25 protein-coding genes and 2 tRNA genes are annotated in these 26,991 nt (G+C 54.8%); 20 read left to right on the forward strand and 7 right to left on the reverse strand.

The window, feature by feature from the left end:
- Positions 1-19: 19 nt before the first annotated feature.
- Genes pmrB through dacB form a run of 3 tightly spaced genes read right to left on the reverse strand, consistent with a single transcriptional unit; the run spans position 20 to position 3,173 of the window.
- Complete coding sequence (pmrB, locus tag LU196_RS10050; RefSeq protein WP_232759155.1) at positions 20-1,081, reverse strand: two-component system sensor histidine kinase PmrB; 1,062 nt, start codon at positions 1,079-1,081, stop codon at positions 20-22.
- Positions 1,078-1,740 carry a two-component system response regulator PmrA gene (gene pmrA, locus LU196_RS10055; RefSeq protein WP_232759156.1) on the reverse strand — a complete coding sequence of 221 codons (663 nt, stop codon included), beginning with the start codon at positions 1,738-1,740 and terminating at the stop codon, positions 1,078-1,080. The genes pmrB and pmrA overlap by 4 nt, the downstream gene beginning before the upstream one ends.
- Positions 1,740-3,173, reverse strand: coding sequence for a serine-type D-Ala-D-Ala carboxypeptidase (gene dacB / locus LU196_RS10060; protein ID WP_232759157.1), 1,434 nt, complete (start codon positions 3,171-3,173; stop codon positions 1,740-1,742). Before dacB ends, pmrA begins: the two co-directional genes overlap by 1 nt.
- A 247-nt stretch (positions 3,174-3,420) precedes the next feature.
- Here dacB and greA point away from each other — a divergent pair, with 247 nt between their 5' ends.
- Positions 3,421-3,897 carry a transcription elongation factor GreA gene (greA, locus tag LU196_RS10065; protein ID WP_232759158.1) on the forward strand — a complete coding sequence of 159 codons (477 nt, stop codon included), beginning with the start codon at positions 3,421-3,423 and terminating at the stop codon, positions 3,895-3,897.
- A gap of 127 nt (positions 3,898-4,024) precedes the next feature.
- On the opposite strand, the gene yhbY is transcribed toward greA, so the two are convergent.
- Positions 4,025-4,318: a ribosome assembly RNA-binding protein YhbY gene (gene yhbY / locus LU196_RS10070; RefSeq protein WP_034826542.1), complete on the reverse strand. Its 294-nt coding sequence runs from the start codon at positions 4,316-4,318 to the stop codon at positions 4,025-4,027.
- A gap of 126 nt (positions 4,319-4,444) precedes the next feature.
- Here yhbY and rlmE point away from each other — a divergent pair, with 126 nt between their 5' ends.
- The 17 genes from rlmE to LU196_RS10150 all read left to right on the forward strand — a co-directional run bounded on the left by rlmE (position 4,445) and on the right by LU196_RS10150 (position 22,452).
- Positions 4,445-5,074 carry a 23S rRNA (uridine(2552)-2'-O)-methyltransferase RlmE gene (gene rlmE / locus LU196_RS10075; RefSeq protein ID WP_232759159.1) on the forward strand — a complete coding sequence of 210 codons (630 nt, stop codon included), beginning with the start codon at positions 4,445-4,447 and terminating at the stop codon, positions 5,072-5,074.
- 175 nt (positions 5,075-5,249) lie between these two features.
- Positions 5,250-7,178: an ATP-dependent zinc metalloprotease FtsH gene (gene ftsH / locus LU196_RS10080; protein WP_232759160.1), complete on the forward strand. Its 1,929-nt coding sequence runs from the start codon at positions 5,250-5,252 to the stop codon at positions 7,176-7,178.
- A gap of 89 nt (positions 7,179-7,267) precedes the next feature.
- Positions 7,268-8,101: a dihydropteroate synthase gene (folP, locus tag LU196_RS10085; protein WP_232759161.1), complete on the forward strand. Its 834-nt coding sequence runs from the start codon at positions 7,268-7,270 to the stop codon at positions 8,099-8,101.
- A 4-nt stretch (positions 8,102-8,105) separates the two neighbouring features.
- Entirely contained in the window at positions 8,106-9,440 is a 1,335-nt protein-coding gene (glmM, locus tag LU196_RS10090; protein WP_232759162.1) for a phosphoglucosamine mutase, read from the forward strand.
- A gap of 216 nt (positions 9,441-9,656) precedes the next feature.
- Entirely contained in the window at positions 9,657-9,992 is a 336-nt protein-coding gene (gene secG / locus LU196_RS10095) for a preprotein translocase subunit SecG (protein WP_232759163.1), read from the forward strand.
- A gap of 46 nt (positions 9,993-10,038) precedes the next feature.
- Positions 10,039-10,125, forward strand: a tRNA-Leu gene (locus tag LU196_RS10100).
- Between the two features lie 59 nt (positions 10,126-10,184).
- Positions 10,185-10,261 (forward strand) — tRNA-Met (locus LU196_RS10105).
- 212 nt (positions 10,262-10,473) lie between these two features.
- On the forward strand, positions 10,474-10,926 hold the full coding sequence (rimP, locus tag LU196_RS10110) for a ribosome maturation factor RimP (protein ID WP_232759164.1): 453 nt from the start codon (positions 10,474-10,476) through the stop codon (positions 10,924-10,926).
- A gap of 24 nt (positions 10,927-10,950) precedes the next feature.
- Positions 10,951-12,438 (forward strand): transcription termination factor NusA, encoded by a 1,488-nt coding sequence (gene nusA, locus LU196_RS10115; RefSeq protein ID WP_232759165.1) that lies wholly within the window; start codon positions 10,951-10,953, stop codon positions 12,436-12,438.
- A 17-nt stretch (positions 12,439-12,455) separates the two neighbouring features.
- On the forward strand, positions 12,456-15,146 hold the full coding sequence (gene infB, locus LU196_RS10120; protein ID WP_232759166.1) for a translation initiation factor IF-2: 2,691 nt from the start codon (positions 12,456-12,458) through the stop codon (positions 15,144-15,146).
- 65 nt (positions 15,147-15,211) lie between these two features.
- Positions 15,212-15,619 (forward strand): 30S ribosome-binding factor RbfA, encoded by a 408-nt coding sequence (rbfA, locus tag LU196_RS10125; RefSeq protein ID WP_232759167.1) that lies wholly within the window; start codon positions 15,212-15,214, stop codon positions 15,617-15,619.
- The gene (gene truB, locus LU196_RS10130) at positions 15,619-16,563 is read left to right on the forward strand and encodes a tRNA pseudouridine(55) synthase TruB (RefSeq protein WP_232759168.1); all 945 of its coding nucleotides are present in this window, start codon (positions 15,619-15,621) and stop codon (positions 16,561-16,563) included. Before rbfA ends, truB begins: the two co-directional genes overlap by 1 nt.
- Before the next feature lie 132 nt (positions 16,564-16,695).
- A complete protein-coding gene (rpsO, locus tag LU196_RS10135; protein WP_010615981.1) occupies positions 16,696-16,965 on the forward strand; it encodes a 30S ribosomal protein S15 in 270 nt (89 codons plus the stop codon).
- A gap of 310 nt (positions 16,966-17,275) precedes the next feature.
- Positions 17,276-19,411 carry a polyribonucleotide nucleotidyltransferase gene (gene pnp, locus LU196_RS10140; RefSeq protein WP_232759169.1) on the forward strand — a complete coding sequence of 712 codons (2,136 nt, stop codon included), beginning with the start codon at positions 17,276-17,278 and terminating at the stop codon, positions 19,409-19,411.
- A 129-nt stretch (positions 19,412-19,540) separates the two neighbouring features.
- Positions 19,541-20,425 carry a lipoprotein NlpI gene (nlpI, locus tag LU196_RS10145; protein ID WP_232759170.1) on the forward strand — a complete coding sequence of 295 codons (885 nt, stop codon included), beginning with the start codon at positions 19,541-19,543 and terminating at the stop codon, positions 20,423-20,425.
- A gap of 103 nt (positions 20,426-20,528) precedes the next feature.
- Entirely contained in the window at positions 20,529-20,585 is a 57-nt protein-coding gene (yrbN, locus tag LU196_RS20410) for a protein YrbN (RefSeq protein WP_098053093.1), read from the forward strand.
- A gap of 16 nt (positions 20,586-20,601) precedes the next feature.
- Positions 20,602-22,452 (forward strand): DEAD/DEAH family ATP-dependent RNA helicase, encoded by a 1,851-nt coding sequence (locus LU196_RS10150; RefSeq protein WP_232759171.1) that lies wholly within the window; start codon positions 20,602-20,604, stop codon positions 22,450-22,452.
- A gap of 69 nt (positions 22,453-22,521) precedes the next feature.
- On the opposite strand, the gene LU196_RS10155 is transcribed toward LU196_RS10150, so the two are convergent.
- Positions 22,522-23,268, reverse strand: coding sequence for an SDR family NAD(P)-dependent oxidoreductase (locus LU196_RS10155; RefSeq protein ID WP_232759172.1), 747 nt, complete (start codon positions 23,266-23,268; stop codon positions 22,522-22,524).
- Between the two features lie 184 nt (positions 23,269-23,452).
- Here LU196_RS10155 and LU196_RS10160 point away from each other — a divergent pair, with 184 nt between their 5' ends.
- Positions 23,453-24,382 (forward strand): AraC family transcriptional regulator, encoded by a 930-nt coding sequence (locus tag LU196_RS10160; RefSeq protein WP_232759173.1) that lies wholly within the window; start codon positions 23,453-23,455, stop codon positions 24,380-24,382.
- Here LU196_RS10160 and LU196_RS10165 read toward each other — a convergent pair.
- Positions 24,374-25,384, reverse strand: a complete 1,011-nt coding sequence (locus LU196_RS10165) for a luciferase-like monooxygenase (RefSeq protein WP_232759174.1) — start codon at positions 25,382-25,384, stop codon at positions 24,374-24,376. The genes LU196_RS10160 and LU196_RS10165 overlap by 9 nt on opposite strands.
- Positions 25,385-26,207: 823 nt before the next feature.
- Between LU196_RS10165 and LU196_RS10170 the strand changes: the two genes are divergently transcribed.
- Positions 26,208-26,714, forward strand: coding sequence for a GNAT family N-acetyltransferase (locus tag LU196_RS10170; RefSeq protein WP_232759175.1), 507 nt, complete (start codon positions 26,208-26,210; stop codon positions 26,712-26,714).
- Here LU196_RS10170 and LU196_RS10175 read toward each other — a convergent pair.
- Entirely contained in the window at positions 26,698-26,985 is a 288-nt protein-coding gene (locus LU196_RS10175) for a GIY-YIG nuclease family protein (RefSeq protein WP_232759176.1), read from the reverse strand. The genes LU196_RS10170 and LU196_RS10175 overlap by 17 nt on opposite strands.
- Positions 26,986-26,991: the final 6 nt, after the last annotated feature.

Consider the following 26,991-nt stretch of genomic DNA (forward strand, 5'->3'; position numbering starts at 1 on the left):
ATAAGCCTGTAACAGACGCTTAGCCGATAAGCTGCTGGGGTAAACAGCAGCGAGCAATCAATCCGCTACGGTCAGTGCGGTTGACTAAAGTTAAGGTGCCATGGTGCATCTGCACAATGCGCAGCACAATATTCAGCCCCAGCCCGCTGCCGCCGTAACGCTGATCGCGACGGCGAAACGCCTGCGTTAACTCCTCGGCGGCTTCCGGGTCGATTCCCGGCCCCTGATCCCAGACCTCCAGCGTGATGTGCTGATCGTCCTGTGCCAATTTTATCGTCACTTCGCTGCCTTCCGGGCTGTAACGTGACGCGTTCTCCAACAGATTACGCAGCATCAGACGCAGCAGCATGGCTTCACCCTGCTGTGAAATGTCATTACCGTGCGGCAAATGTAAATGCTGCTGGCGCTGTTGGTACAGCTCACTCATCTCCGGTTTCAGGGGATGCATAATGTCCTTTTGCCATCGCACCTGCTGATAGTGACCGCCCGCCAGCGCTTGTCCTGCACGCGACAGCATGAGCAGCTGCTCTACGGTGTGCATGAGCTGGTCGATACGTTCAATCAGCATGGCACTCTGCGGCACCTGCTGCTGATGCAGTAATTCCAGATGAAGCCGTAATCCGGCGAGCGGCGTGCGTAGCTCGTGCGCGGCATCGGCGGTAAACAGGCGCTCCTGCTGCAGCGTATGATCAAGACGCAAGAAAAGCTGATTAATTGAGGAGGTAACAGCCACGACTTCATCCATTTCGGAATAGATTGGCAGTGGCGTAAGGTTGTCGGCAGAGCGATGGGCGAGGCTGTTCTGCAGAAGGCGCAGCGGGCGGATGATCCAGTTGATCGCCCAGAAAGAGAGCAGTAGCGTCAGGGCAATCATTACCAAAGAGGGCAGTAAAAGCGAGGCAATGGCTTCGCGGATTTCCCCTTCCACATGATCATTGCGCGCCTGCGCGGACAAGGTTTCATTCACCAGAAAGCTGATCTGTTCGCGGCTTTCGTGCCACAACCACACGGCGCTCATCACCTGGCAGGTGAAAAGAATCAGCGCCAGCATGATCAGTAGTCGCTGACGCATACTGTTCATTCACGTATTTCCAGACGGTAGCCAACGCCGCGCACGGTTTTGATGCGATCCTTTCCCAGCTTACGGCGCAGATTGTGGATATGGACTTCCAACGTATTGGAGCCGGGATCGTCGTTCCAGCTATAAAGATCCTGCTGCAGCGTTTCCCGATGAACGTTCTGGCCCACGCGCATTAACAGACGTGTTAGCAACGCGAACTCTTTGGGAGTCACTTCCAGCGGTCTGTTTTCCAGCAGGACTTGCTGCGAACTGAGATTGAGGGTCAGATCGCCTTGCTGTACCAAATTATCACTGTGGCCTTGATAGCGGCGAATCAAGGCGCGAACGCGCGCCTGAAGCTCGACCAAGGCAAACGGCTTCACCAGGTAATCGTCAGCGCCCGCATCAAGCCCTTCAACGCGATCCTCCAGCGCGTCGCGCGCAGTAAGAATTAATACCGGAGTATTCATACCGTCGCGTCGCCACTGGCGCAGCAGCGAAGCGCCGTCGCGATCCGGCAGGCCAAGATCCAATACAATCAGGCTATATTGTCCGTGGCGCAGCAGCGCGGTGCTTTCGGCGGCGGTGCTGGCGCAGTCGACGGCGTAGCCTTGTGCGGTCAGCGCCTGCATCAGGCCGGATTGCAGCAGGGCATCATCTTCAACGATCAATAATTTCATCAATAATTCTTATTAATGTCCGTATAGAGTCGGCTCTCAAATCGTACCAGAGGAATGCGCCGCGTTTTCTGATCTTCCGGCGGCACGGCGTAGCCTGACAGGAATTGAACAAAGGCAACGCGCGATCCACTTGCGGTGGTAATAAAACCGGCAAGGTTATAGACGCCCTGCAGTGAACCGGTTTTCGCGGAAACTTTGCCATCCAGCCCGGCTTCGTGCAGACCACCACGGTATTGCAGCGTCCCGTCGTAGCCTGCCAGAGGTAACATAGAAATATAGTTTAGCGTAGCGTCATTTTTGGCAATGTACTGTAACACTTGCATCATGGTTTCAGGGGAGATCAAATCATGACGCGATAGCCCAGAGCCATCGACCTGGATACTGTTGCCCATATCGACGCCGGCTTTTTCTCGCAAGATGCGGCGCACCGCGTCAGAACCGGCGCGGAAGGTGCCAGGTACATTAAAATAGTGGTGGCCGATGGTGCGGAAAACAGTATCGGCAATCATGTTGTCCGATTTCTTTAGCATCATGCGAAGCAAGGTTTGCAGCGGCGCAGATTGCGTTGTGGCGAGCACGGTAGCCGGAGACGTGACTTGCGTTTGTCTCATCAAGTGGCCGCTGTAATCAATGTTCGCGGCGCGCAGTTCAGCTTTCAGAATCTCACCGGCCCAAGCCGCACCGTCCTGAACCGCAAACGCCAGCGGCAGTGGCTCAGAACGCTGGCGCATACAGCCCGTAAGCGTATAGCGATTGAGTTCACCGGGTACCACGTCCAGCTCGCAATATTGGCCTTCACCACTGTTACGACCCAGGGTGCGCACCTGACTGAACATGTGCGCCGGATAGTAAGAAGCTATACGCACGAACGCATTTTCACCCGGCGTATTGGCGCTGTAGAGCGAAACAGAGAAACAGTTTTTATCCACGATGGCGGCCGCGGGCGGGGCGCTGAAACACTGAGTGAGATCGTTCCACGGCCAGCCGGGGGCCATATCGTGGCTGGCGAACACCGACGTATCGATCACCAGATTGCCTTTAATATGGGTGATCCCCTGCTTTTTAAGCTGCGCCACCATATTCCGCAGGTCTTGACGGCCAAGCGTAGGATCGCCGCCAAAGCGCGCAACAAGATCGCCGTTAAGCGTATCGTTACTTATGGCGCCTTTGGTTTCCAGCGTGGTCTGAAAGCGAAAATCCGGGCCCAGCTCAAGCAGCGCCGCCAGCGCAGTAATCACCTTCATGGTACTGGCAGGAAGCGCCATCTGTTTACCGTGATAGTCGATTATCGGCGTGGTTGCGCCCACTTTTTGTACCATCAGCGCCAGGTTTGCGCCGTCGGGTAAATACTGCATGTATTCTTCAACAGGGGCTGCTTGTGCCTGCAGCATAAACGCACAGGTTAATCCGGTAACAAGTCGTGAAAATCGCATAATCTCGCGCTAACTGACGGGTGAAGGCGCCAATACTACGTCCCCGCATGGTGTAAAGTAAACGATGACCCACAGGGAACTCTGGGGTAAAATGCGTATCAAAATGCAAAATCGATCCTGACCCGGAAAGCTTTCTGGGTCAGGCTTCTTTTTGCTTGTTAAAAGAGGTAACGCGCCGCAGAAGCTGTTTTCTGCTGTCACCGGTCAGGATGACGCCGTTAACCAGGATAGATGACGAGGAGCCAATATGAATCAGATTCCGATGACGTTGAAAGGCGCTGAGAAACTGCGTGAAGAGCTGAACGAGCTGAAGACCGTTAAGCGTCCGCGTATCATCGCCTCCATCGCTGAAGCGCGTGAGCACGGCGATTTAAAAGAAAATGCAGAATACCATGCTGCACGTGAAGAGCAGGGCTTTTGTGAAGGTCGCATTCAGGAGATTGAAGCCAAGCTGTCGAATGCGCAGGTGATTGACGTTACCACTATGCCGAAAACAGGCCGCGTCATTTTTGGGGCGACCGTGACGGTACTGAACGTTGATACGGATGAAGAGTTCACTTATCGCATCGTAGGCGATGATGAAGCAGACTTTAAGCAAAATCTGATCTCGGTAAATTCACCGATGGCGCGCGGTCTGGTAGGAAAAGAAGCAGACGACGTGGCTATCGTCAAAACGCCAGGCGGAGATGTTGAGTACGAGATCCTTAAGGTGGAATACATCTAAGATGTTGCTACGCTTTGAAATGCGCAGCGGCATATTGTAAAGAAAGGAAAAAGGCCGCTATGCGGCCTTTTATCCCATGCAGGAGCATGGCACTTTCTCTGCCCTTTATCCTCGCCTGATGGCGTGATTAGCGTGGCAGAGTAATTTTGCGCTCTTTGGCAGGGCGATACAGTACCAGCGTGTTGCCGATGACCTGAACGTTGCAGGCCTTAGTCTCGCGAACGATAGCGTCAACGATCAGCTGCTTGGTTTCACGATCTTCAGAGGCAATTTTTACCTTGATCAATTCGTGATGTTCGAGCGCCAGTTCGATTTCGGCGAGCACGCCTTCAGTCAGGCCATTGCCGCCCAGCATAACCACCGGTTTCAGTGGATGGGCAAGGCCTTTGAGGTGCTGTTTTTGTTTGGTACTCAGATTCATCGTATTATTTGCTTACTCAGGGATTGAAAACGGGTCATTCTACCGCCATCTCGGGTATATCGCCAAATCAACGCAACCCATTGCGTGCGGATTTATCGCTACGATGACGATTTAACTGGAAAAATTATGACGGGTAAAAAGCGTTCAGCCAGTTCCAGTCGCTGGCTTCAGGAACACTTTAGCGATAAATATGTGCTGCAAGCACAGAAAAAAGGGTTGCGTTCGCGCGCCTGGTTTAAACTGGATGAAATTCAGCAGGGTGACAAGCTCTTTAAGCCGGGGATGACCGTCGTCGATCTCGGCGCAGCACCCGGCGGTTGGTCGCAGTATGTGGTACAACAGATTGGCTCAAATGGGCGTATTATTGCCTGCGATCTCTTGCCTATGGATCCTATCGTTGGCGTCGATTTTTTGCAGGGCGATTTTCGTGACGAAGCGGTACTCAAAGCGTTACTGGAGCGCGTCGGCGACCAGAAAGTACAAGTTGTCATGTCTGATATGGCCCCCAACATGAGTGGTACGCCAGCGGTTGATATTCCTCGTTCAATGTATTTGGTTGAATTAGCGCTGGAAATGTGTCGGGATATCCTGGCACCTGGCGGAAGTTTTGTAGTGAAAGTGTTTCAGGGAGATGGCTTCGATGAATACCTGCGGGAAATTCGCTCCCTGTTTACGAAAGTGAAAATTCGTAAGCCGGATGCTTCACGATTACGTTCGCGTGAAGTGTACATTGTGGCGACAGGGCGAAAAATGTAGCTCTGATTACCAGGCTCAAGGCTAGAAGACTCGTGCGTTTACTCTGATGTGTAATTCTGAGTTTCGGTGTAAACAAGCAAAATCATCCGTGCTGCGATTCCAGGTATGAAGGATATATAGTACCCTACGCTGTCTGTTAACACCGTTGTAATATGAGGTTAATCCCTTGAGTGACATGGCGAAAAACCTGATTCTCTGGTTAGTCATCGCGGTCGTGCTGATGTCTGTCTTCCAGAGCTTTGGGCCCAGCGAGTCGAATGGCCGTAGGGTTGATTATTCAACCTTCCTGTCGGAAGTGAACCAGGATCAGGTCCGCGAGGCACGTATTAACGGGCGTGAAATTAACGTAACCAAAAAAGACAGTAATAAATATACAACCTACATTCCTGTCAACGATCCCAAGTTGCTCGATAACCTGTTGACTAAAAACGTCAAAGTTGTGGGTGAACCACCGGAAGAGCCTAGCCTGCTGGCGTCGATTTTCATTTCATGGTTCCCGATGCTGCTTCTGATTGGCGTGTGGATCTTCTTTATGCGGCAAATGCAGGGCGGCGGTGGCAAAGGCGCAATGTCCTTTGGCAAAAGCAAAGCCCGCATGCTGACTGAAGATCAGATCAAGACGACCTTCGCTGACGTTGCGGGCTGTGACGAAGCGAAAGAAGAAGTGGGCGAGCTGGTAGAATACCTGCGTGAGCCGAGCCGTTTCCAAAAATTGGGCGGTAAAATCCCCAAAGGCGTGCTGATGGTTGGCCCTCCCGGTACCGGTAAAACGCTGTTGGCGAAAGCCATCGCGGGTGAGGCGAAGGTTCCCTTCTTTACCATCTCTGGTTCTGACTTCGTAGAAATGTTCGTGGGTGTCGGCGCATCACGCGTTCGCGACATGTTTGAACAGGCGAAAAAAGCGGCGCCATGCATCATCTTTATTGATGAAATTGATGCGGTCGGCCGTCAGCGTGGTGCAGGTCTGGGTGGTGGTCACGACGAGCGTGAGCAAACCTTGAACCAGATGCTGGTTGAGATGGATGGCTTTGAAGGCAATGAAGGCATTATCGTGATTGCCGCAACCAACCGTCCTGACGTGCTTGATCCCGCGCTGCTGCGTCCGGGCCGCTTTGACCGCCAAGTGGTGGTGGGGCTGCCGGACGTGCGTGGCCGTGAGCAGATTTTGAAAGTGCATATGCGCCGCGTACCGCTGGCGACTGATATCGATGCTGCCATCATTGCGCGTGGAACGCCGGGCTTCTCAGGTGCCGATTTGGCTAACCTGGTGAACGAGGCTGCCCTGTTTGCTGCACGCGGTAACAAGCGTGTGGTATCGATGGTTGAATTCGAGAAAGCGAAAGACAAAATCATGATGGGGGCAGAACGCCGCTCCATGGTGATGACGGAAGCGCAAAAAGAATCAACGGCTTACCACGAAGCTGGCCATGCGATTATTGGACGCCTTGTGCCTGAGCACGATCCGGTGCACAAAGTAACAATTATTCCGCGCGGCCGTGCGCTAGGTGTGACCTTCTTCCTGCCAGAGGGCGACGCGATCAGCGCCAGCCGTCAGAAGCTGGAAAGCCAGATCTCTACGCTTTACGGTGGTCGTCTTGCTGAAGAGATCATTTACGGGCCAGAGCACGTTTCAACCGGTGCGTCTAATGACATCAAGGTTGCGACTAATTTGGCTCGTAACATGGTGACGCAGTGGGGCTTCTCGGAAAAATTAGGTCCTCTGCTGTACGCTGAAGAAGAGGGCGAGGTGTTCCTTGGCCGCTCGGTGGCCAAAGCCAAGCACATGTCAGATGAAACGGCGCGCATTATTGATCAGGAAGTGAAACACCTGATTGACAGCAACTACCAGCGTGCACGTCGTATTCTGGGTGAGAATATGGATATCCTTCATGCGATGAAAGACGCGCTGATGAAGTATGAAACCATTGATGCTCCTCAGATTGATGACCTCATGGCACGCCGCGAAGTGCGCCCGCCAGCGGGCTGGGAAGATCCCGGCAGCAGCAACTCAGACAATAACGGTACGCCTAAAGCACCGCGTCCGGTGGATGAACCTCGTACACCGAACCCTGGCAATACCATGTCGGAGCAGTTCAACAAATAAGAGGTCTGGTTTTAGCCTCATCAAAAACCCCGGCTGGTCCGGGGTTTTTTACATTCAACGCTTCACTCATTTCTCAAGGAGATTACGCCATGAAGTTGTACGCTCGTGATTCCCATCTCGATCTCTCGTTTCCACATGTGATGGGCATATTGAATGTCACGCCGGACTCCTTCTCAGATGGCGGCGCTCATAATACGCTGGTTGACGCGCTAACCCACACCAATGACATGGTCAACGCGGGAGCCACTATCATCGACGTGGGCGGCGAATCAACGCGGCCCGGCGCTGAGGAGGTGAGCGTTGAAGAGGAATTGGCTCGCGTGATTCCGGTGGTAGAGGCTATTGCTCAGCGTTTTGAAGTGTGGATCTCTGTTGATACCTCAAAACCTGCGGTCATAAGGGAAGCCGCGCGAGTGGGTGCTCACATTATTAACGATATTCGCTCGCTCTCTGAACCTGGCGCGCGCGAGGCGGCGGCAGAAACAGGGCTGCCTGTATGTCTCATGCATATGCAAGGCGAACCGCGTACCATGCAGCAAGCGCCCGAATATCAAGATGTTGTGAGCGAAGTGGATGCTTACTTCGTTAATCAAATTGCGCGCTGCGAGTCTGCTGGCATTAAAAAAGCGAATCTGTTGCTCGACCCTGGCTTCGGTTTCGGTAAAAATCTCAGCCACAACTACCAACTGCTGGCCCATTTAAGCCACTTCCATCATCATCAGCTGCCTCTACTCGTTGGCATGTCGCGAAAGTCGATGATTGGCCAGCTGTTGAACGTCGGCCCCTCACAGCGACTCACCGGCAGCCTGAGCTGCGCAGTGATTGCGGCGATGCAAGGGGCACAAATTATTCGCGTTCATGACGTGAAAGAGACCGTTGAGGCGATGCGGGTCGTCGAAGCGACACGGAGAGCAAAAGGATAAAGGCATGAGTAATCGTAAATATTTTGGCACTGATGGCATTCGCGGCAAAGTCGGTGAAGCACCGATAACGCCCGACTTTGTGCTAAAGCTGGGTTTTGCGGCAGGTAAAGTTCTGGCGCGCTCGGGTTCAAAAAAGGTCGTGATTGGCAAAGACACGCGCATTTCCGGCTATATGCTTGAATCGGCGCTGGAAGCCGGGCTTGCCGCCGCAGGGCTCTCCGCAGCCTTTACTGGCCCCATGCCAACCCCAGCTATCGCTTACCTTACGCGCACTTTCCGCGCTGAGGCGGGCATTGTAATTTCTGCTTCGCATAATCCGTTCGACGATAATGGCATTAAATTCTTTTCAGCCGAAGGCACGAAACTGCCGGATGAAGTCGAAGAAGCGATAGAGCGCGAACTCGAAAAGCCGCTCACCTGCGTTGAATCCGCCGAGCTGGGCCGTGCGAGTCGTATCGTCGATGCAGCGGGGCGCTATATTGAGTTTTGCAAAGGCACCTTTCCCAGTGAACTCAGCCTCAACGGGCTGAAAATTGTTGTGGATTGTGCCAACGGCGCGACGTACCACATTGCGCCTAACGTACTGCGCGAGCTGGGGGCGAAAGTGGTGGCGATCGGCATTCAACCTGATGGCATGAACATCAATAAAGAGTGTGGCGCAACCGACTTACGCCAGCTGCAGCAGCGGGTGCTGGATGAGAAAGCGGATATCGGCTTGGCCTACGACGGTGACGGCGACCGCATCATGATGGTGGATCATCTTGGCCACAAAGTGGACGGGGACCAGATTCTTTACATCATTGCACGCGAGGCGTTGCGTCAGGGTCAGCTACGCGGCGGGGTGGTCGGCACGTTAATGAGCAACATGGGACTGGAACTGGCGCTTAAACAGCTTGGGATCCCCTTTACGCGCGCCAAAGTCGGCGACCGCTATGTCCTGGAAAAAATGCAGGAGAAAGGGTGGCGATTAGGGGCGGAAAACTCCGGCCACGTTATTCTTTTGGATAAAATCAGCACCGGTGATGGCATTGTGGCAAGTTTGCAAGTGCTTACTGCGATGGCGCGCAATCACATGAGCCTGCACGATCTTTGCAGCGGCATGAAAATGCTGCCGCAGGTGCTGGTCAATGTGCGCTTTAGCGGCAGTCACGATCCCTTGGAAGACAGCAGCGTGAAAGCCGTCAGTGCGGAGGTTGAAAAAACGTTGGCGGGGCGTGGGCGCGTGCTGCTGCGTAAATCCGGCACTGAACCGCTTATCCGCGTGATGGTTGAAGGGGAAGACGAGGCGCAGGTTAACGAGCTGGCGCACAAAATTGCGGACGCAGTCCAGGCAGTATAAGTGGCCGACAGGCGGAGAGAATTTTTGCTTTCCGCCTGTAAAATCACCATGATGGCGTTTTTTTCTTCAATCAGAAAAGTTAGTGAAAATTGGGCTTGCAGAGGTATGCACCTTTGGTTAGTATTCACACCCGCTTCTGATGGGTGATGACGAGACTGCCCATCTCTATTGGTTGAAGCTTAACTGTGCGGTAACGCGCAAGGAAACAGGTTGATTATGTACGAAGCTCTGTTAGTTATTTTCCTTATTGTCGCAATCGCCCTTATTGGGATGGTTATGCTGCAGCAAGGTAAAGGCGCTGATATGGGAGCATCATTCGGTGCAGGCGCTTCTGGTACGCTGTTTGGTTCTAACGGGTCAGGTAACTTCATGACACGTATGACCGCGGTACTGGCTACGCTGTTCTTCGTTATCAGTCTGATTCTGGGCAACCTGAACAGTAACAAGACTTCCAAAGGAAGCGAGTGGGAAAACCTCACTGCGCCGGCTCAGTCTGAAAAACAGACGCAGCCTGCCAAACCGGCTACGCCGGGCAATGATATCCCGCAGTAAGTTCGTCAGCGCTTAAGCGGCGTAACAGCGTCGCAGTCAGTGATGTACCGAGGTGGTGAAATTGGTAGACACGCTACCTTGAGGTGGTAGTGCTCGAAAGGGCTTACGGGTTCAAGTCCCGTCCTCGGTACCAAATCTCAGTATCACTTGCTTTTTAGGCAAGTTCGGCGTAATATTCGCCACGTTTTCGGACGCGGGGTGGAGCAGCCTGGTAGCTCGTCGGGCTCATAACCCGAAGGTCGTCGGTTCAAATCCGGCCCCCGCAACCACTTTCCCTTAGAGTTCTTTTTCAAATATACTGCATGCATCGACGGATGCTTTTTTCAGTGAGTTTTGAAAAAAATTCTTTGGATTGTGCGCCGAAGCCGCTATGCGGCATACAGGGTCCAGTCACAAAAAGCCCCGAATTTTCGGGGTTTTTTGTTATCAGGAAATCGCAATACTGGGCTTTAGGCCCTTTTTTTATGTCTTGGGGGTGGGCTTGTCCACATTAGAGCAAAAATTGACAGAGTTGATCTCTGCACCGGTAGAAGCGCTTGGCTACGAATTGGTCGGTATTGAATTCGTTCGTGGTCGCACATCAACGTTGCGCATCTATATTGATAGTGAAGAGGGTATCAATGTTGATGATTGCGCCGATGTCAGCCACCAGGTTAGCGCTGTAATGGATGTGGAAGATCCGATTACAGTGGCTTACAACCTTGAAGTTTCCTCACCAGGCCTCGATCGACCGCTGTTCACCGCCGAGCATTACGCTCGCTTCGTGGGTGAAGAAGTTAGTGTGGTACTGCGCATGGCCGTTCAAAACCGCCGCAAATGGCAGGGCATCATCAAATCTGTGGAAGGTGAGATGATCACGGTGACCGTTGAGGGTAACGACGAAGTGTTCGCACTGAGCAACATTCAGAAAGCGAACCTGGTCCCCCACTTTTAAAAGTCCGGATTGAGGCTAACCAGGATGAATAAAGAGATCTTAGCTGTTGTAGAAGCCGTTTCTAACGAAAAAGCCCTGCCGCGTGAGAAAATCTTCGAAGCGCTGGAGAGCGCTTTGGCCACTGCGACCAAGAAGAAGTACGAACAGGAAATTGACGTACGCGTCAGTATCGATCGCCGTAGCGGTGATTTCGATACGTTCCGTCGCTGGGTGATTGTCGATGAAGTCACACAGCCGACGCGCGAGATCACGCTGGACGCCGCACGTTTCGAAGATGAAACGCTCAATCTGGGCGATTACGTTGAAGATCAGATCGAATCGGTCACCTTTGACCGCATCACCACCCAAACCGCGAAGCAGGTTATCGTGCAGAAAGTACGTGAAGCTGAGCGTGCGATGGTGGTCGATCAGTTCCGCGAGCAAGAAGGTGAGATCATCACCGGCGTGGTTAAAAAAGTGAATCGCGACAATATCACGCTTGATTTAGGCAACAATGCTGAAGCCGTCATTGTGCGTGAAGATATGCTGCCGCGTGAAAACTTCCGTCCGGGCGACCGCATTCGCGGCGTGCTGTACGCCGTGCGTCCAGAAGCGCGTGGCGCGCAACTGTTTGTCACGCGCTCTAAACCAGAAATGCTGATCGAACTGTTCCGCATTGAGGTGCCAGAAATTGGCGAAGAAGTGATTGAGATCAAAGCTGCTGCACGCGATCCGGGTTCACGCGCTAAAATCGCGGTGAAAACCAACGATAAGCGTATCGATCCAGTGGGTGCCTGCGTCGGCATGCGTGGTGCACGCGTTCAGGCCGTTTCCAGTGAGCTGGGCGGTGAGCGTATCGATATTGTGCTGTGGGATGATAACCCTGCGCAGTTTGTTATTAACGCCATGGCGCCTGCCGATGTGGCGTCAATTGTGGTGGATGAAGACAACCACACCATGGATATCGCCGTTGAAGCCGGAAACCTGGCACAGGCGATCGGCCGTAATGGCCAAAACGTGCGTCTGGCTTCCCAGCTAAGTGGTTGGGAGCTTAACGTGATGACTGTCGATGATCTGCAGGCGAAGCATCAGGCTGAAGCGCATGCAGCAATCGATATGTTCACTAAACATCTCGATATCGACGAAGAGTTCGCCACCGTTCTGGTGGAAGAGGGCTTCTCTTCGCTTGAAGAGTTGGCATATGTGCCAATCAACGAGCTGCTGGAAATCGACGGCCTCGATGAAGAGACGATCGAAGCCCTGCGTGAACGAGCAAAAAATGCGTTAACCACCCTGGCATTAGCGAAAGAAGAGAGCCTTGGTAATCAGGAGCCCGCAGAGGACCTGTTGAATCTCGAAGGCTTGGATCGTGCGCTGGCATATCGCCTGGCGTCTCGAGGCGTTTGTACGCTGGAAGATCTCGCTGAGCAAGGTGTTGACGATCTGACAGATATTGAAGGGCTGGATGATGAGAAAGCCGGTGCGCTGATTATGGCTGCACGTAATATCTGCTGGTTCGGCGATGACGCGTAATAACAGGAAGGAACAGCATGACAGATGTAACCGTAAAATCGCTGGCCGCCGAAATTCAGACTCCGGTCGATCGTCTGGTACAGCAATTTGCTGACGCCGGTATCCGCAAATCTGAAAACGACGCGGTATCCCAGCAAGAAAAAGAGACATTACTGTCCCACCTGAATCGTGAACACGGTCAGACCGGTTCGGGTAAACTGACACTGCAGCGCAAAACGCGCAGCACCTTGAATATTCCAGGCACCGGGGGTAAAAGTAAATCGGTGCAAATCGAAGTCCGCAAAAAACGCACATACGTGAAAGGTGACGCTGATTCTGAGCAAGCTCAGACAGAAGCGGAAGCTGAGGCGCAGCGTGAAGCGGAAGAGCAGGCGCGTCGCGAGGCGGAAGATCAAGCCCGTCGCGAAGCTGAACAAAAAGCGCAACGTGAAGCCGAAGAGAAAGCCAAGCGCGAAGCCGCTGAAAAGGCTAAGCGTGAAGCAGCGGAAAAAGATAAAGTGACAAATCAACCTACCGACGAAGTAACCAAGGCTGCGCAATCTGACAAAGCCCGTCGTGAAGCCGAAGCAGCAGAACTGAAGCGTAAAGCCGAAGAAGAAGCGCGCCGTAAGCTTGAAGAAGACGCTCGCCGTGTTGCGGAAGAAGCTCGCCGTCTTGCTGAAGAAAAATCAGCTGAATGGGAAAAACCCGAAGAAGAAGACAAGGGCGACTATCACGTCACCACGTCTACGCACGCTCGCCAGGCTGAAGACGAGAACGATCGTCAGGTCGAAGGCGGACGTGGACGCGCGCGTACCACCAAAGCAGCGCGTCCAGCGAAGAAAGGCAATAAGCATTCAGAAGCGAAAACCGATCGCGAAGAAGCGCGTGCGCAGTTCCGCGGCGGCAAAGGTGGTAAACACCGTAAGCCGAGCACACTGCAGCAGGGCTTCAACAAACCTGCTCAAGCCGTTAACCGTGACGTCATTATTGGCGAAACCATTACCGTTGCCGAACTGGCAAACAAAATGGCGGTAAAAGGCTCGCTGGTTATCAAAGCGATGATGAAAATGGGCGCCATGGCGACCATTAACCAGGTTATTGACCAGGAAACTGCCCAGCTGGTTGCGGAAGAGATGGGTCACAAAGTGATCCTGCGCCGTGAGAACGAGCTGGAAGAAGCGGTAATGGTCGATCGCGATACCGATGCTGCGCAAGAAGCACGTGCGCCAGTGGTAACCATCATGGGTCACGTTGACCACGGTAAAACGTCACTGCTGGATTATATCCGCTCGACGAAAGTCGCTTCGGGCGAAGCCGGCGGTATTACGCAGCACATCGGTGCTTATCACGTCGAAACCGACAACGGTATGATCACCTTCCTGGATACCCCGGGCCACGCCGCGTTTACCGCGATGCGTGCGCGTGGTGCACAGGCGACAGACATCGTTATTCTGGTCGTGGCTGCTGACGACGGCGTGATGCCTCAGACTATCGAAGCGATCCAGCATGCGAAAGCTGCAGGTGTGCCGGTTGTGGTTGCCGTGAACAAAATCGATAAGCCAGAAGCGGATGCCGATCGCGTTAAAAATGAACTCACTCAGTACGGTATCATTCCGGAAGAGTGGGGCGGCGAGAACATGTTCGTTAGCGTCTCTGCAAAAGCCGGTACCGGTATCGACGATCTGCTGAATGCGATTCTGCTGCAGGCGGAAGTGCTGGAGCTGACGGCGATTCGTGAAGGTATGGCAAGCGGCGTCGTGATCGAATCCTTCCTCGACAAAGGTCGTGGTCCAGTTGCCACCGTGCTGGTACGTGAAGGTACGCTGAACAAAGGCGATATCGTGCTGTGCGGCTTTGAATACGGCCGCGTGCGTGCAATGCGTGACGAACTGGGTCGCGAAGTTCAGGAAGCGGGTCCATCCATTCCGGTGGAAATCCTCGGTCTGTCCGGCGTACCGGCAGCGGGTGATGAAGCGACCGTGGTGCGTGACGAGAAGAAAGCCCGTGAAGTTGCGCTGTATCGTCAGGGTAAATTCCGCGAAGTGAAACTGGCGCGTCAGCAGAAGTCGAAGCTGGAGAACATGTTTGCCAACATGACCGAAGGCGAAGTGTCCGAGCTTAATATCGTGCTGAAGTCCGACGTACAGGGTTCTGTGGAAGCGATCTCCGACTCGCTGCTGAAGCTCTCCACCGACGAAGTGAAGGTGAAGATCATCGGTTCTGGCGTGGGCGGGATTACCGAAACCGACGCGACGCTGGCTGCGGCTTCTAACGCCATCATCCTTGGCTTCAACGTACGTGCGGATGCTTCTGCACGCCGCGTCATCGATGCTGAAAACGTTGACCTGCGCTACTACTCCGTCATCTATAATCTGATCGACGAAGTTAAAGCAGCAATGAGCGGGATGCTGGCACCGGAGTTCAAACAGCAGATCATTGGTCTGGCCGAAGTCCGTGATGTGTTCAAATCACCGAAGTTTGGCGCGATCGCTGGCTGTATGGTGACGGAAGGCAACATCAAGCGTCACAACCCAATCCGCGTACTGCGCGACAACGTGGTTATCTATGAAGGCGAGCTGGAATCTCTGCGTCGCTTTAAAGATGACGTTAACGAAGTGCGTAACGGTATGGAATGTGGTATCGGCGTGAAGAACTACAACGACGTTCGCGTTGGCGACATGATCGAAGTGTTCGAAGTTATTGAAATTAAACGCACCATCGAGTGATCATCATCTGATGTGTTGCAATTTGGGAGGCCACTGGCCTCCCGAATTATTTGGGAGAAAGCATAATGGCAAAAGAATTTGGCCGCCCACAGCGCGTAGCGCAGGAGCTACAAAAAGAGATTGCTATCATCCTGCAGCGCGAAATCAAAGATCCGCGCTTGGGCATGATGGTGACAGTATCGGGCGTCGAAGTTTCACGCGACCTGGCTTACGCCAAAGTGTTCGTGACCTTCCTGAACGATCAGGATGAAGAAGCCGTTAAAAACGGCCTCAAAGCCCTGAAAGAAGCGTCAGGCTATATCCGCATCCTGCTGGGTAAAGCAATGCGTCTGCGTATCGTGCCGGACCTGACGTTCTTCTATGACAATTCCCTTATTGAAGGCATGCGCATGTCGAATCTGGTCAGCAACGTGATTCGCAATGATGCCGAGCGTCGCGGTGATGACCCGGCGGAAGACGACAAGGAGGACTGATGAGTCGTCCTCGTCGTCGCGGTCGCGACGTCCACGGTGTGTTCCTGCTGGATAAGCAGCAGGGAGCCTCCTCCAACGATGTGCTGCAAAAAGTTAAGCGCCTTTTCAACGCCAACAAAGCGGGCCACACCGGCGCACTGGATCCTCTGGCGACCGGCATGTTGCCTATCTGCCTCGGTGAAGCCACGAAATTCTCGCAATTTTTGCTTGATGCCGACAAACGCTATCGCGTCATTGCCCGGCTCGGAGAGCGTACCGATACTTCGGATGCGGATGGCAATGTTATCGAGACGCGGCCCGTCACCTTTACCCAAGCGATGCTGGATGAGGCGCTGGCGCAGTTCCGTGGCGACATCATGCAGGTGCCGACCATGTTCTCCGCGCTGAAATATCAGGGACGTAAACTGTACGAATATGCGCGTGAAGGCATTACCGTCCCGCGTGAAGCCCGACCGGTGACGGTGTATGAATTACAGTTTATTCGCTGGGAAGGTAATGAGCTGGAACTGGAAATTCACGTTTCCAAAGGCACCTACATTCGTACCATTATTGATGATTTAGGCGAAAAACTCGGCTGCGGAGCGCACGTTATCATGCTGCGCCGCTTGCAGGTGGCTCGCTATCCCGTTGCGCGCATGCTGACGCTTGAGCAGCTGCATACCCTCGCTGCGGAAGCTAATGCTACAGAGACGGCCGATTACGCGGCGCTCGATGCCCTGCTTCTGCCGATGGACAGCCCGGCAGAGGCCTTCCCTGTCGTCAATCTGTTGCCTGCGGTGGCAGCCTATTTCAAACAGGGCATGCCGGTACAGGTGGCGAACGCGCCAGAAAATGGGTTGGTGCGCGTGACCGAAGGAGAAGCGCATAAATTTATCGGCATGGCGGAAATTGCCACTGATGGGCGCGTGGCACCGCGTCGTTTGGTGGTGGAGTTTCCCGTCTGACGTAAAAGCACCACTCTCTGTTACGGCGCGTTTGCGTTGCTTTCAGGCGAAGAGTAGAATAGTGCGGCTTTAAAAGCGGGCTGCTGAATTAGAGATCGGCACCCATACATTCATTTTATATTGGAGTTTATTATGTCTCTAAGCGTAGAAGCTAAAGCAGAGATCGTTGCTAAATACGGTCGTGGTGCTAACGACAGCGGTTCAACTGAAGTTCAGGTTGCTCTGCTGACTGCTCAGATCAATCACCTGCAGGGTCACTTCTCTGAGCACAAAAAAGATCACCACAGCCGTCGCGGTCTGCTGCGCATGGTATCTCAGCGTCGTAAGCTGCTGGACTACCTGAAGCGTAAAGACGTTGCGCGCTACACCAGCCTGATCGAAAGCCTGGGTCTGCGTCGCTAAGTCTGAAGAATCTGATCAAGGATGTAGCGCAGGCATTATGCAAAAAACTGCGTCTGACGATCAGATTTGTGCGAGTTTCGCGAAAAGGGGGCCTTTACGGCCCCTTTTTTCGAGCAATGCGCAGCAATCCGGACCAAACTCATGTATTGTTGCTATGAATGATCTCTGTTTGCAGAGGTTCGCGCGGCTAATGAGAGGCTTTACCGCAAAGACGGTTAAAGGTTGTCATTAGTCGCGAGGATGCAACGAGAGATCGGTAACCCCAGGCAGGCGAGATGACGCCCTGCCACGAAATTAAGGATTGTAAATTTTGCTGAACCCGATCGTACGCAAATTCCAATATGGTCAGCATACCGTCACGCTGGAAACCGGCATGATGGCGCGCCAGGCCACTGCCGCAGTTATGGTAAGCATGGATGACACGGCCGTATTCGTGACCGTTGTTGGCCAGAAAAAAGCGAAGCCAGGCCAGGATTTCTTCCCGCTGACCGTTAACTATCAAGAACGTACCTACGCAGCAGGCCGTATCCCAGGCAGCTTCTTCCGTCGTGAAGGCCGCCCAAGCGAAGGCGAAACGCTGATTTCTCGTCTGATTGACCGTCCGGTACGTCCGCTGTTCCCAGAAGGTTTTGTTAACGAAGTTCAGGTCATCGCCACTGTGGTTTCCGTTAACCCGCAGGTTAACCCGGATATCGTGGCCATGATCGGTGCCTCAGCGGCGCTGTCACTGTCCGGCATGCCGTTCAATGGCCCAATCGGCGCGGCACGCGTGGGTTACATCAACGACCAGTATGTGCTGAACCCCACGGCGGACGAAGTCAAACAGTCTCGCCTTGATCTGGTGGTAGCCGGTACGCAGAATGCTGTCCTGATGGTAGAGTCCGAAGCGGATATCCTGACCGAAGATCAAATGCTGGGCGCGGTGGTATTCGGCCACGATCAGCAGCAGGTTGTTATTGAGAACATCAATTCTCTGGTGGCTGAAGCAGGCAAACCGCGCTGGGATTGGCAGCCAGAGCCCGCAAACGAAGCGCTGATTGCGCGCGTTGCTGCGCTGGCTGAAGCGGGCATCAGCGATGCGTACCGCATCACGGATAAGCAAGAGCGTTACACGCAGGTTGGCGCTGTGAAAGATGCCACCATTGCTGCGCTGCAGGCGGAAGACGAAACGCTGGACGCCAATGAAATCGCTGACATCGTTCACGATCTCGAGAAAAGCGTTGTGCGTAGCCGCATCATCCGTGGTGAGCCACGCATTGACGGGCGCGAAAAAGACATGGTTCGTGGGCTGGATGTGCGCACTGGCGTGCTGCCTCGTACCCACGGTTCTGCGCTGTTCACCCGCGGTGAAACGCAGGCGCTGGTTGCGGCCACGCTGGGTACCGCACGTGATGCACAGAACCTGGATGAGCTGATGGGCGAGCGCACCGACAGTTTCCTGTTCCACTATAACTTCCCTCCGTACTCCGTGGGCGAAACCGGTATGGTTGGCTCACCGAAGCGTCGTGAAATCGGTCACGGTCGCCTGGCGAAGCGCGGTGTGATGGCGGTTATGCCTAAGCAAGACGCCTTCCCGTACACCGTGCGTGTGGTGTCAGAAATCACCGAATCTAACGGCTCATCTTCAATGGCTTCCGTCTGTGGCGCTTCTCTGGCGCTGATGGATGCGGGCGTACCGATCAAAGCTGCCGTAGCCGGTATCGCGATGGGTCTGGTCAAAGAAGAAGAGAACTTTGTGGTTCTGTCTGACATTCTGGGCGACGAAGATCACCTCGGCGACATGGACTTCAAAGTAGCGGGAAGCCGCGACGGTATCACTGCGCTGCAGATGGATATCAAAATTGAAGGCATCACCCGTGAGATCATGCAGGTTGCGCTGAATCAGGCGAAAGGTGCGCGTTTGCACATCCTGAGCGTGATGGAGCAGGCGATCAGCACGCCACGTCAGGAAATCTCTGAGTTTGCACCGCGCATTTACACCATCAAGATCAATTCTGACAAGATCAAAGATGTGATCGGTAAAGGCGGCTCGGTTATCCGTGCGCTGACGGAAGAGACCGGCACCACCATCGAAATCGAAGATGATGGTACCGTGAAAATCGCAGCGACAGACGGCCTGAAAGCCAAAGAAGCGATTCGCCGTATCGAAGAGATCACCGCTGAAATCGAAGTGGGCCGCGTCTACGCAGGTAAAGTCACGCGTATCGTTGATTTCGGTGCCTTTGTTGCTATCGGCGGCGGAAAAGAAGGTCTGGTGCACATTTCACAAATCGCGGATAAGCGCGTTGAGAAAGTGACGGACTATCTGCAGATGGGCCAGGAAGTACCTGTGAAGGTCATGGAAGTGGATCGTCAAGGCCGCGTCCGTCTGAGCATCAAAGAAGCGACAGAGCAGAAACCAGCAGAAGAAGCCGCTGCTGCAACGAATGCATCTGACGCCGAGTAAGCGTTTACCGATTGGCCTCTCCCTGCTTTGCGGGGAGAGGTATATGGATCATCGCGAGGGCGGGAATCCTTGTGCACAGCAGGCGGATGACAGGATGGTTGTCCCAATGTTTGTATTCGGGAGTGGGAAATGAAGCCTTTTTTGCGCTGGTGTTTTGTTGCGACAGCTCTCACGCTGGCAGGATGCAGCAACTCCAATTGGCGTAAGAACGAAGTTCTGGCGGTACCTTTGCAGCCCACACTGCAGCAAGAGGTGATTCTGGCGCGAATGGAACAAATTCTTGCCAGTCGAGCCCTGACCGATGATGAACGCGCACAGCTGTTATATGAGCGCGGAGTGTTGTATGATAGTTTGGGTCTGAGGGCATTAGCGCGGAACGATTTTTCGCAAGCGCTGTCTATAAGACCAGATATGCCGGAAGTGTTTAACTATCTCGGCATATATTTAACTCAGGCAGGCAATTTTGATGCTGCCTATGAAGCGTTTGATTCTGTACTTGAGCTTGATCCAACTTACAACTATGCGCATTTAAATCGTGGTATCGCCCTCTATTACGGTGGTCGATACAAGTTAGCGCAAGATGATCTGCTGGCGTTTTATCAAGACGATCCTAACGATCCTTTCCGCAGCCTTTGGCTCTATCTCGTGGAACGCGAAATGGACGCCGACAAGGCAAAAGTTGCGCTACAACAGCGCCATGACAAAGCGGTCCGGGACCAATGGGGATGGAACATTGTCGAGTTCTACCTTGGCGACATCAGTGAAAAAACGCTGATGGAACGTCTCAAGGCGGACGCAACGGATAACACCTCGCTCGCTGAACATCTCAGTGAAACCAACTTCTATTTAGGTAAGTACTACCTAAGTCTGGGGGAGAAGGACGACGCGAAAGCGTTGTTCAAACTGGCGGTGGCCAACAACGTTAACAACTTTGTTGAGCACCGATACGCATTGTTGGAACTGGCGCAACTCGGCCAGACACAAGACGATTTATCAGAATCTGACCAGCAATAGCTGACGAATTTTCATTGCCTGAATTTCTGTAAAGTCATCATCTTCCGGATGAGGGCTTTGTTGTTCGTCAAAACTTCTAATTTGAGCCGGTTCACACTTTTTGATGAAAATGACTGAAAGTTTTCACGACGAGTTATGTAGACTGGCCGCCGCAATCTAAGAGGCACGTGTACTACATGACTGATATTCAAACCACTTTTTCTGACCTTGGCCTGAACGCTGACATCCTCGAATCACTGAACGGCATGGGCTATGTTAAGCCATCCCCAATCCAGGCTGAGTGTATTCCTCACCTGCTGGCGGGCCGTGACGTGCTGGGTATGGCACAGACCGGGAGTGGTAAAACGGCGGCATTCTCGCTGCCCCTGTTACACAACATTGATACAACTGTCCGCGCACCGCAAATCCTGGTGCTGGCGCCAACCCGCGAACTCGCTGTTCAGGTTGCTGAAGCCATGACGGAATTCTCCAAACATATGCGCGGCGTGAACGTGGTGGCCCTGTACGGCGGCCAGCGTTACGACGTGCAGCTGCGTGCACTGCGTCAGGGACCTCAGGTTGTTGTCGGTACGCCAGGTCGTCTGCTGGACCACCTGAAGCGCGGCACGCTGGATCTCTCTAATCTGCGCGGCCTGGTGCTGGACGAAGCGGATGAAATGCTGCGTATGGGCTTCATCGAAGACGTTGAAACCATTATGGCGCAGATCCCGGAAGGTCATCAGACAGCGCTGTTCTCTGCGACCATGCCTGAAGCCATCCGTCGCATCACGAAGCGTTTCATGAAAGATCCGCAGGAAGTGCGCATCCAGTCTAGCCTGACTACGCGTCCGGATATTTCACAGTCTTACTGGACCGCTTACGGCCGTAAAACAGACGCGCTGGTGCGCTTCCTGGAAGCGGAAGATTTTGATGCCGCTATTATCTTCGTGCGCACCAAAAATGCCACGCTGGAAGTGGCCGAAGCGCTGGAGCGTAGCGGTTACAACAGCGCAGCACTGAACGGTGACATGAACCAGGCGCTGCGTGAGCAGACGCTGGAGCGTTTAAAAGATGGCCGTCTGGATATCCTGATTGCCACTGACGTTGCGGCCCGCGGCCTTGACGTTGAGCGTATCAGCCTGGTCGTCAACTACGACATCCCTATGGATGCTGAATCTTACGTGCACCGCATTGGCCGTACCGGTCGTGCGGGTCGTGCTGGTCGTGCGCTGCTGTTCGTTGAGAACCGTGAGCGTCGCCTGCTGCGTAACATCGAGCGCACCATGAAGCTGACCATCCCAGAAGTTGAGCTGCCGAATGCTGAACTGCTGAGCGAGCGTCGTCTGGCTAAGTTCGCCGCGAAAGTACAGCAGCAGCTGGAAAGCAGCGATCTGGATATGTATCGCGCGCTGCTGAGCAAACTGCAGCCGGGTGAAGATCTGGATCTCGAAACGCTGGCCGCTGCACTGCTGAAAATGGCGCAGGGCGAACGTCCGCTGATTCTGCCACCGGAAGCACCGCGTCCACCGCGTCGTGAGTTCCGCGAGCGTGATGACCGTCGTGACAGCCGTGCGCCGCGTGACAGCCGTGATGGCGATCGTCCACGCCGTGAGCGTCGTGACGTCGGTGAAATGCAGCTGTACCGCATTGAAGTAGGCCGTGATGACGGTGTTGAAGTGCGTCACATCGTGGGCGCCATTGCCAACGAAGGCGATATCAGCAGCCGCTACATTGGTAACATCAAGCTGTTCGGTACGCACTCCACCATTGAGCTGCCAAAAGGCATGCCGGGTGAAGTGCTGCAGCACTTCACGCGCACGCGCATCCTGAACAAGCCGATGAACATGCAGCTGTTGGGTGATGCACAGCCAAGCGAGCGCGGTGAGCGTCGCCCTGGCGGTCGCGGTACCGGTGCACCACGCGGTGCTGAAGGCGGTCGTCGCTTCTCTGAGCGTCGTGAAGGCGGCGCTGGGCGCTTTAGCCGTGAAGGCGGTCGCGGCCCTCGTCGTGAAGACGGTGCTTCAGCACCCCGTCGTCGTGACGCGTAAGCGAGAGCATCAGTAAACTAAAACAGGGACGCGCAAGCGTCCCTTTTTTTTGCCTGTCGCCCGGTAAAATCAGGCGCCACCGGCGATCAACACGCGTTCACCGCTCACGTAGGCCGCCTCGTCGGAGGCCAGAAACAGCGCTACCTGCGCGACATCTTCCGGTAAACCAAAGCGCCCCAGCGGCGTCGCGGCAATCAGGCTAGCTTTGACGTCCGGACTCATTTTTTTCGCTGCCAGCAACCCTTCCGTCAAAATGATGCCGGGCGCCAGCGCGTTGACGCGAATGTTGCGCGGCCCCAGTTCACGCGCCAGGCCCTGAGTCAGGGTATCAATAGCGCCTTTGGTCGCCGCCCATAGCACGGAGCCGGGAGTACTCTGCTGACTATCGAGCGCGCTCAGGTTGATGATGACGCCGCCCTGCTGGGGAAAGTGCTTCACCGCCTGCTGGCAGATCAGCAGCGTGCCCAGCACATTAACATTGAGCTGCTGCTGCATCTCGGGCAGGCTGAGTGCCTCAAAGGCACCATGATGAAAACGCCCTGCATTGTTAACCACGATATCGGGTCGGCCAAACTGCTCAATGCTGCGCGCGAACAGGCGCTCTACGTCACCTGCGCGCGCGATATCAGCCTGTACGGCAATCGCATCGCTGCCCAATGCGCAAATATCGGTCACCACATCTGCGGCGCCCGCTTCGTCCTGACAATAATTCACTATCACGCGGGCACCGGCCGCCGCGAAAGTCATGGCAATAGCGGCACCAATGCCTTTCGAAGCGCCCGTCACCAACGCAATCTTACCTTCAAGTGCTTTCATCACGTCTCTCCACCTGAGCTGTTGGGAGCATAAAGCATGCGCCGTGCCAGCTGGCAGGCGGTAGCGCAATCCTGCAAGCTTTTTGCACAATCCTGCAAATGTCGCGCTGCCCCTCTGTGCGGAAAACGTGCGGTAGGTGAGAATAGCGTCACCGTTGTTTTATCATTCTGGAGTGCCGTCACACATGATTCATCAAGCACAGTGGCAGCAGCTAGTGGCCATGATCGATCGCCACGCGGCGACCGATGGACGCCACCGCAGTGCGATTGATTTTCTCTCGTTTGGCCGCAGCGCAACGCCCACCTCGCTGACGCACGTCACCACCTGGGCGAGCTTTGCGCTGGTGGCGCAGGGGAAAAAATCGCTGCGCATGGGCGATGACGTCCTGCATTACGGACCCGGAGATTTGCTGTTAGTGACGCTGGATATGGCGGTGCAATCCTGCGTGGTCGAAGCCACACCAGAGAAACCCAATCTGGGCGTGGGGATCACCATTGATGAAGTCCGTCTGATGCGCTATCTGGAGCATTTTCCCCAAGCGCTGCTGGGTGCCACCGGCACCAGCCAGCGTGGCATCACGGTACACAGCGTGGCGCCGACGCTGGTGGATGCCGTCATCAGGCTGGTGCACTTGCTGGATCAGCCGCAGGATATCCCCGCCATTGCGCCGCTGATTGAACAAGAGATTTTCTACCGGCTGCTCACCGGGCCAGAAGGGCCGCGTATTCTTAACATGGCGCTGAGTGAGCGGCCCGGCAACAAAGTGGCCCGCGCGGCACGCTGGCTGCGGGAGAATTTCCAGCAGCCGCTAAAAATGGATCAGTTGGCTAGCACGGTCGGCATGAGCATCTCGTCGCTCCACCATCACTTCAAAGCGGTCACCGCCATGACGCCGATGCAGTATCAAAAACAGCTGCGGCTAAATGAAGCACGGCGGCTAATGGTGATGGAGCAGTTGGATGCCGGAACGGCGGGATATCGGGTAGGTTATCAGAGCGCCTCGCAGTTCAGCCGCGAATACAGCCGTTTTTGGGGACGCTCACCGGCGCGGGACGTCAGGCGTATGGCAGCGGGGCAAGAGCGGCTCCCGCCACCGCAGCATGATTTACAGTGAACGCGCAGCCTCCATGGCCAGGGCAAACGAACGCAGGCGCGCCTGGGGATCGAAGATTTGGCCGTTAACCATGATCTCATCCGCCTGCGTCTCACGCTGCAACGCGGCCAGCCCCTGACGCACTTTTTCGCTGTCACCCACCACCGACATGCTCAACGCCTGCTGCACGCCGTACTGCTCGGAAGGCGACCACAGCGCATCCATATTCTCCACGGGTGCAGGCAGCGGGCCGGGTTTACCGCGGCGCAGATTAATAAACTGCTGCTGCATGGAAGTAAACAGGAAACGTGCGTCACGCTCCGTGTCTGCCGCCACCACGTTGACGCAAACCATGGCATAAGGTTTATCGAGACGCGCTGACGGTTTGAATTTCTCACGGTACACCTGCAGCGCCTGGAACAGCAGATCGGGTGCAAAATGCGAGGCAAAGGCAAACGGCAGACCCATCTGTGCCGCCAGCTGGGCGCTATAGAGGCTGGAACCCAGCAGCCACACGGGAATATTCGATCCTAAACCGGGCACCGGCTGCACCGGTGGGCAGTCGTCTTCTTGCGCGTCGAACCAGCGGATAAGCTCGGCGACATCGTCGGGGAACGTGTCCGCCTGAATGCCCGAGAGGTTGCGGCGCAGCGCCATCATGGTGCGCTGATCGGAGCCCGGCGCGCGGCCCAATCCCAAGTCAATGCGGCCAGGATAAAGGGCATCCAGCGTGCCAAACTGTTCGGCGATCACCAGCGGAGCATGGTTAGGCAGCATGATGCCGCCAGAGCCCAGGCGCAGCGTTTGGGTATTGGCGGCCAAATAGCCAATCAGCACCGCGGTTGCCGCACTGGCAATGCCGGTCATGTTATGGTGCTCGGCCAGCCAATAGCGATGAAAACCCAGCGCTTCCGCCTGACGTGCCAGCGCCAGCGAATTGTGGAACGCATCGCGCGGCGTTGATCCCTGCGGGACAGGTGCCAGATCCAGCACGGACAGGCGAACAGTTTTTTTCTCAGACATGAGGTACTCCAGAGGTGAACGGCGCAGAGGGACGGCATCTGCGCAGACCAGTATTACCTATCACTGCCCATATTAAAACTGCTAATAAGGGCAGGAATATAGCCGGAATGTGCCTTTGTTCATTGCGCTGGCGTATCGCCTCATCGCCGCGTCTCACGCATCCGCTATCTACTGCGGGCGGCGAGTCATGCTCACCGGGGGAGTCGGTGCTCGTAACCAGTCCCAACGGCCGCACCTGTTCACAAACCTTGACCAGCGGCCAGACGTCGGCCAGCAAGATAGATAAAATTTTCTCAAGGAAAAATGCGCGATATTTACGCGGATATGCCGCTTTATCGGTGAAAAAGCACCATTAATCATTTCATTATCCCTTATCTTATCGCCGTGGGTAAGGGTGAAATCCAGGCTGCAATAACGCCTAAACTGGCAATTTCGTCATACTTTGGTGCAAGGTGAGTTAGACTTTCTGCAAGGGCGCGCCCTGAGATTGACGTTCTCGACATCAATCTTCGCAGGGCAACCACGTTGGAGCAGGCGCGCCTGAGCATTTCGCCTCACGCGACAGCGGATGTTATGTTGCGCGGCGAAGCGAATGAATGATTGCCGATGGCACGCCTCCACGTCGGACCTGATAGCGGTTTTCAGCGCCAGCCAATGATTGACGGCCCGCGGCGCGAAGCCGAGAAGTGAAGCACGTGATGGATGCCATTGAACTTGACGCCATGCCTGGAACCTTTCGCAGGGGAGTGCAGCGGCTTGCTGCCTGCATGAAGGCTGGAATGACCCAGAACGCGAAGGCCGGTATGGCGCGCGCGGAGAACTCATGTTGATTCGTACTGAAATTGGTGTGGATGCGGCGGGCATCGACAGTTTGTTAAAGCGCAGTTTCGCGACTGCAGCGGAAGCGGAGCTGGTGCAACAGCTGCGCGAAGATGGTCTGCTTACGCTGGGTGTCGTCGCAACGGATGAGGAGGGGCAGGTGCTCGGCTATGCCGCCTTCAGCCCGGTGACGCTGCAAGGAGAGGACCGCAACTGGGTCGCGCTGGCACCGCTGGCGGTGGATGCATCGGTGCGTAAGCAGGGGATTGCCAAACAGCTGGTCTATGAAGGGCTCGACGCGCTGAATGAGTTCGGCTACAGCGCGGTCGTGGTGCTGGGCGAGCCGACCTTTTTCACACCACTGGGCTTCGTACCGGCGGCAGGACACGGATTGCACTGTCGCTGGACCGGCAGCGAAGCGACGTTTCAGGTCTATAAGCTGGCAGACGATGCTTTTGTCGGTGCCGAGGGCCTGATTGATTTCGCCCCGCCGTTTACGCGCTTTGACTAAACCACCCGCGCAGGCAAGGCGGCTGCTGGGCCACCAGCAGCAGCTTCTGCGGGCGGCTCAGCTGCTTGACCTGATACTCAAGGCGTGAGGCGTCGGCGCGATCGCCTGCTTCACAGTGATACACCAGCGTCAGCGGCCCTTTGCCGCGCAGCGCGCGCGCGCCACGTCCAGACGCATGCTGGTGCAGCCGCCGTTGAACGTCGGTAGTAATACCGGTATAAAGCATGCCAGCCGCGGTTTGCAGCATATACAGTTGCCAGCGCTGTTCCATACAGCT

Origin of the sequence: Pantoea sp. Mb-10 (assembly GCF_021272205.1) — a bacterium.
GTDB lineage: Bacteria > Pseudomonadota > Gammaproteobacteria > Enterobacterales > Enterobacteriaceae > Pantoea.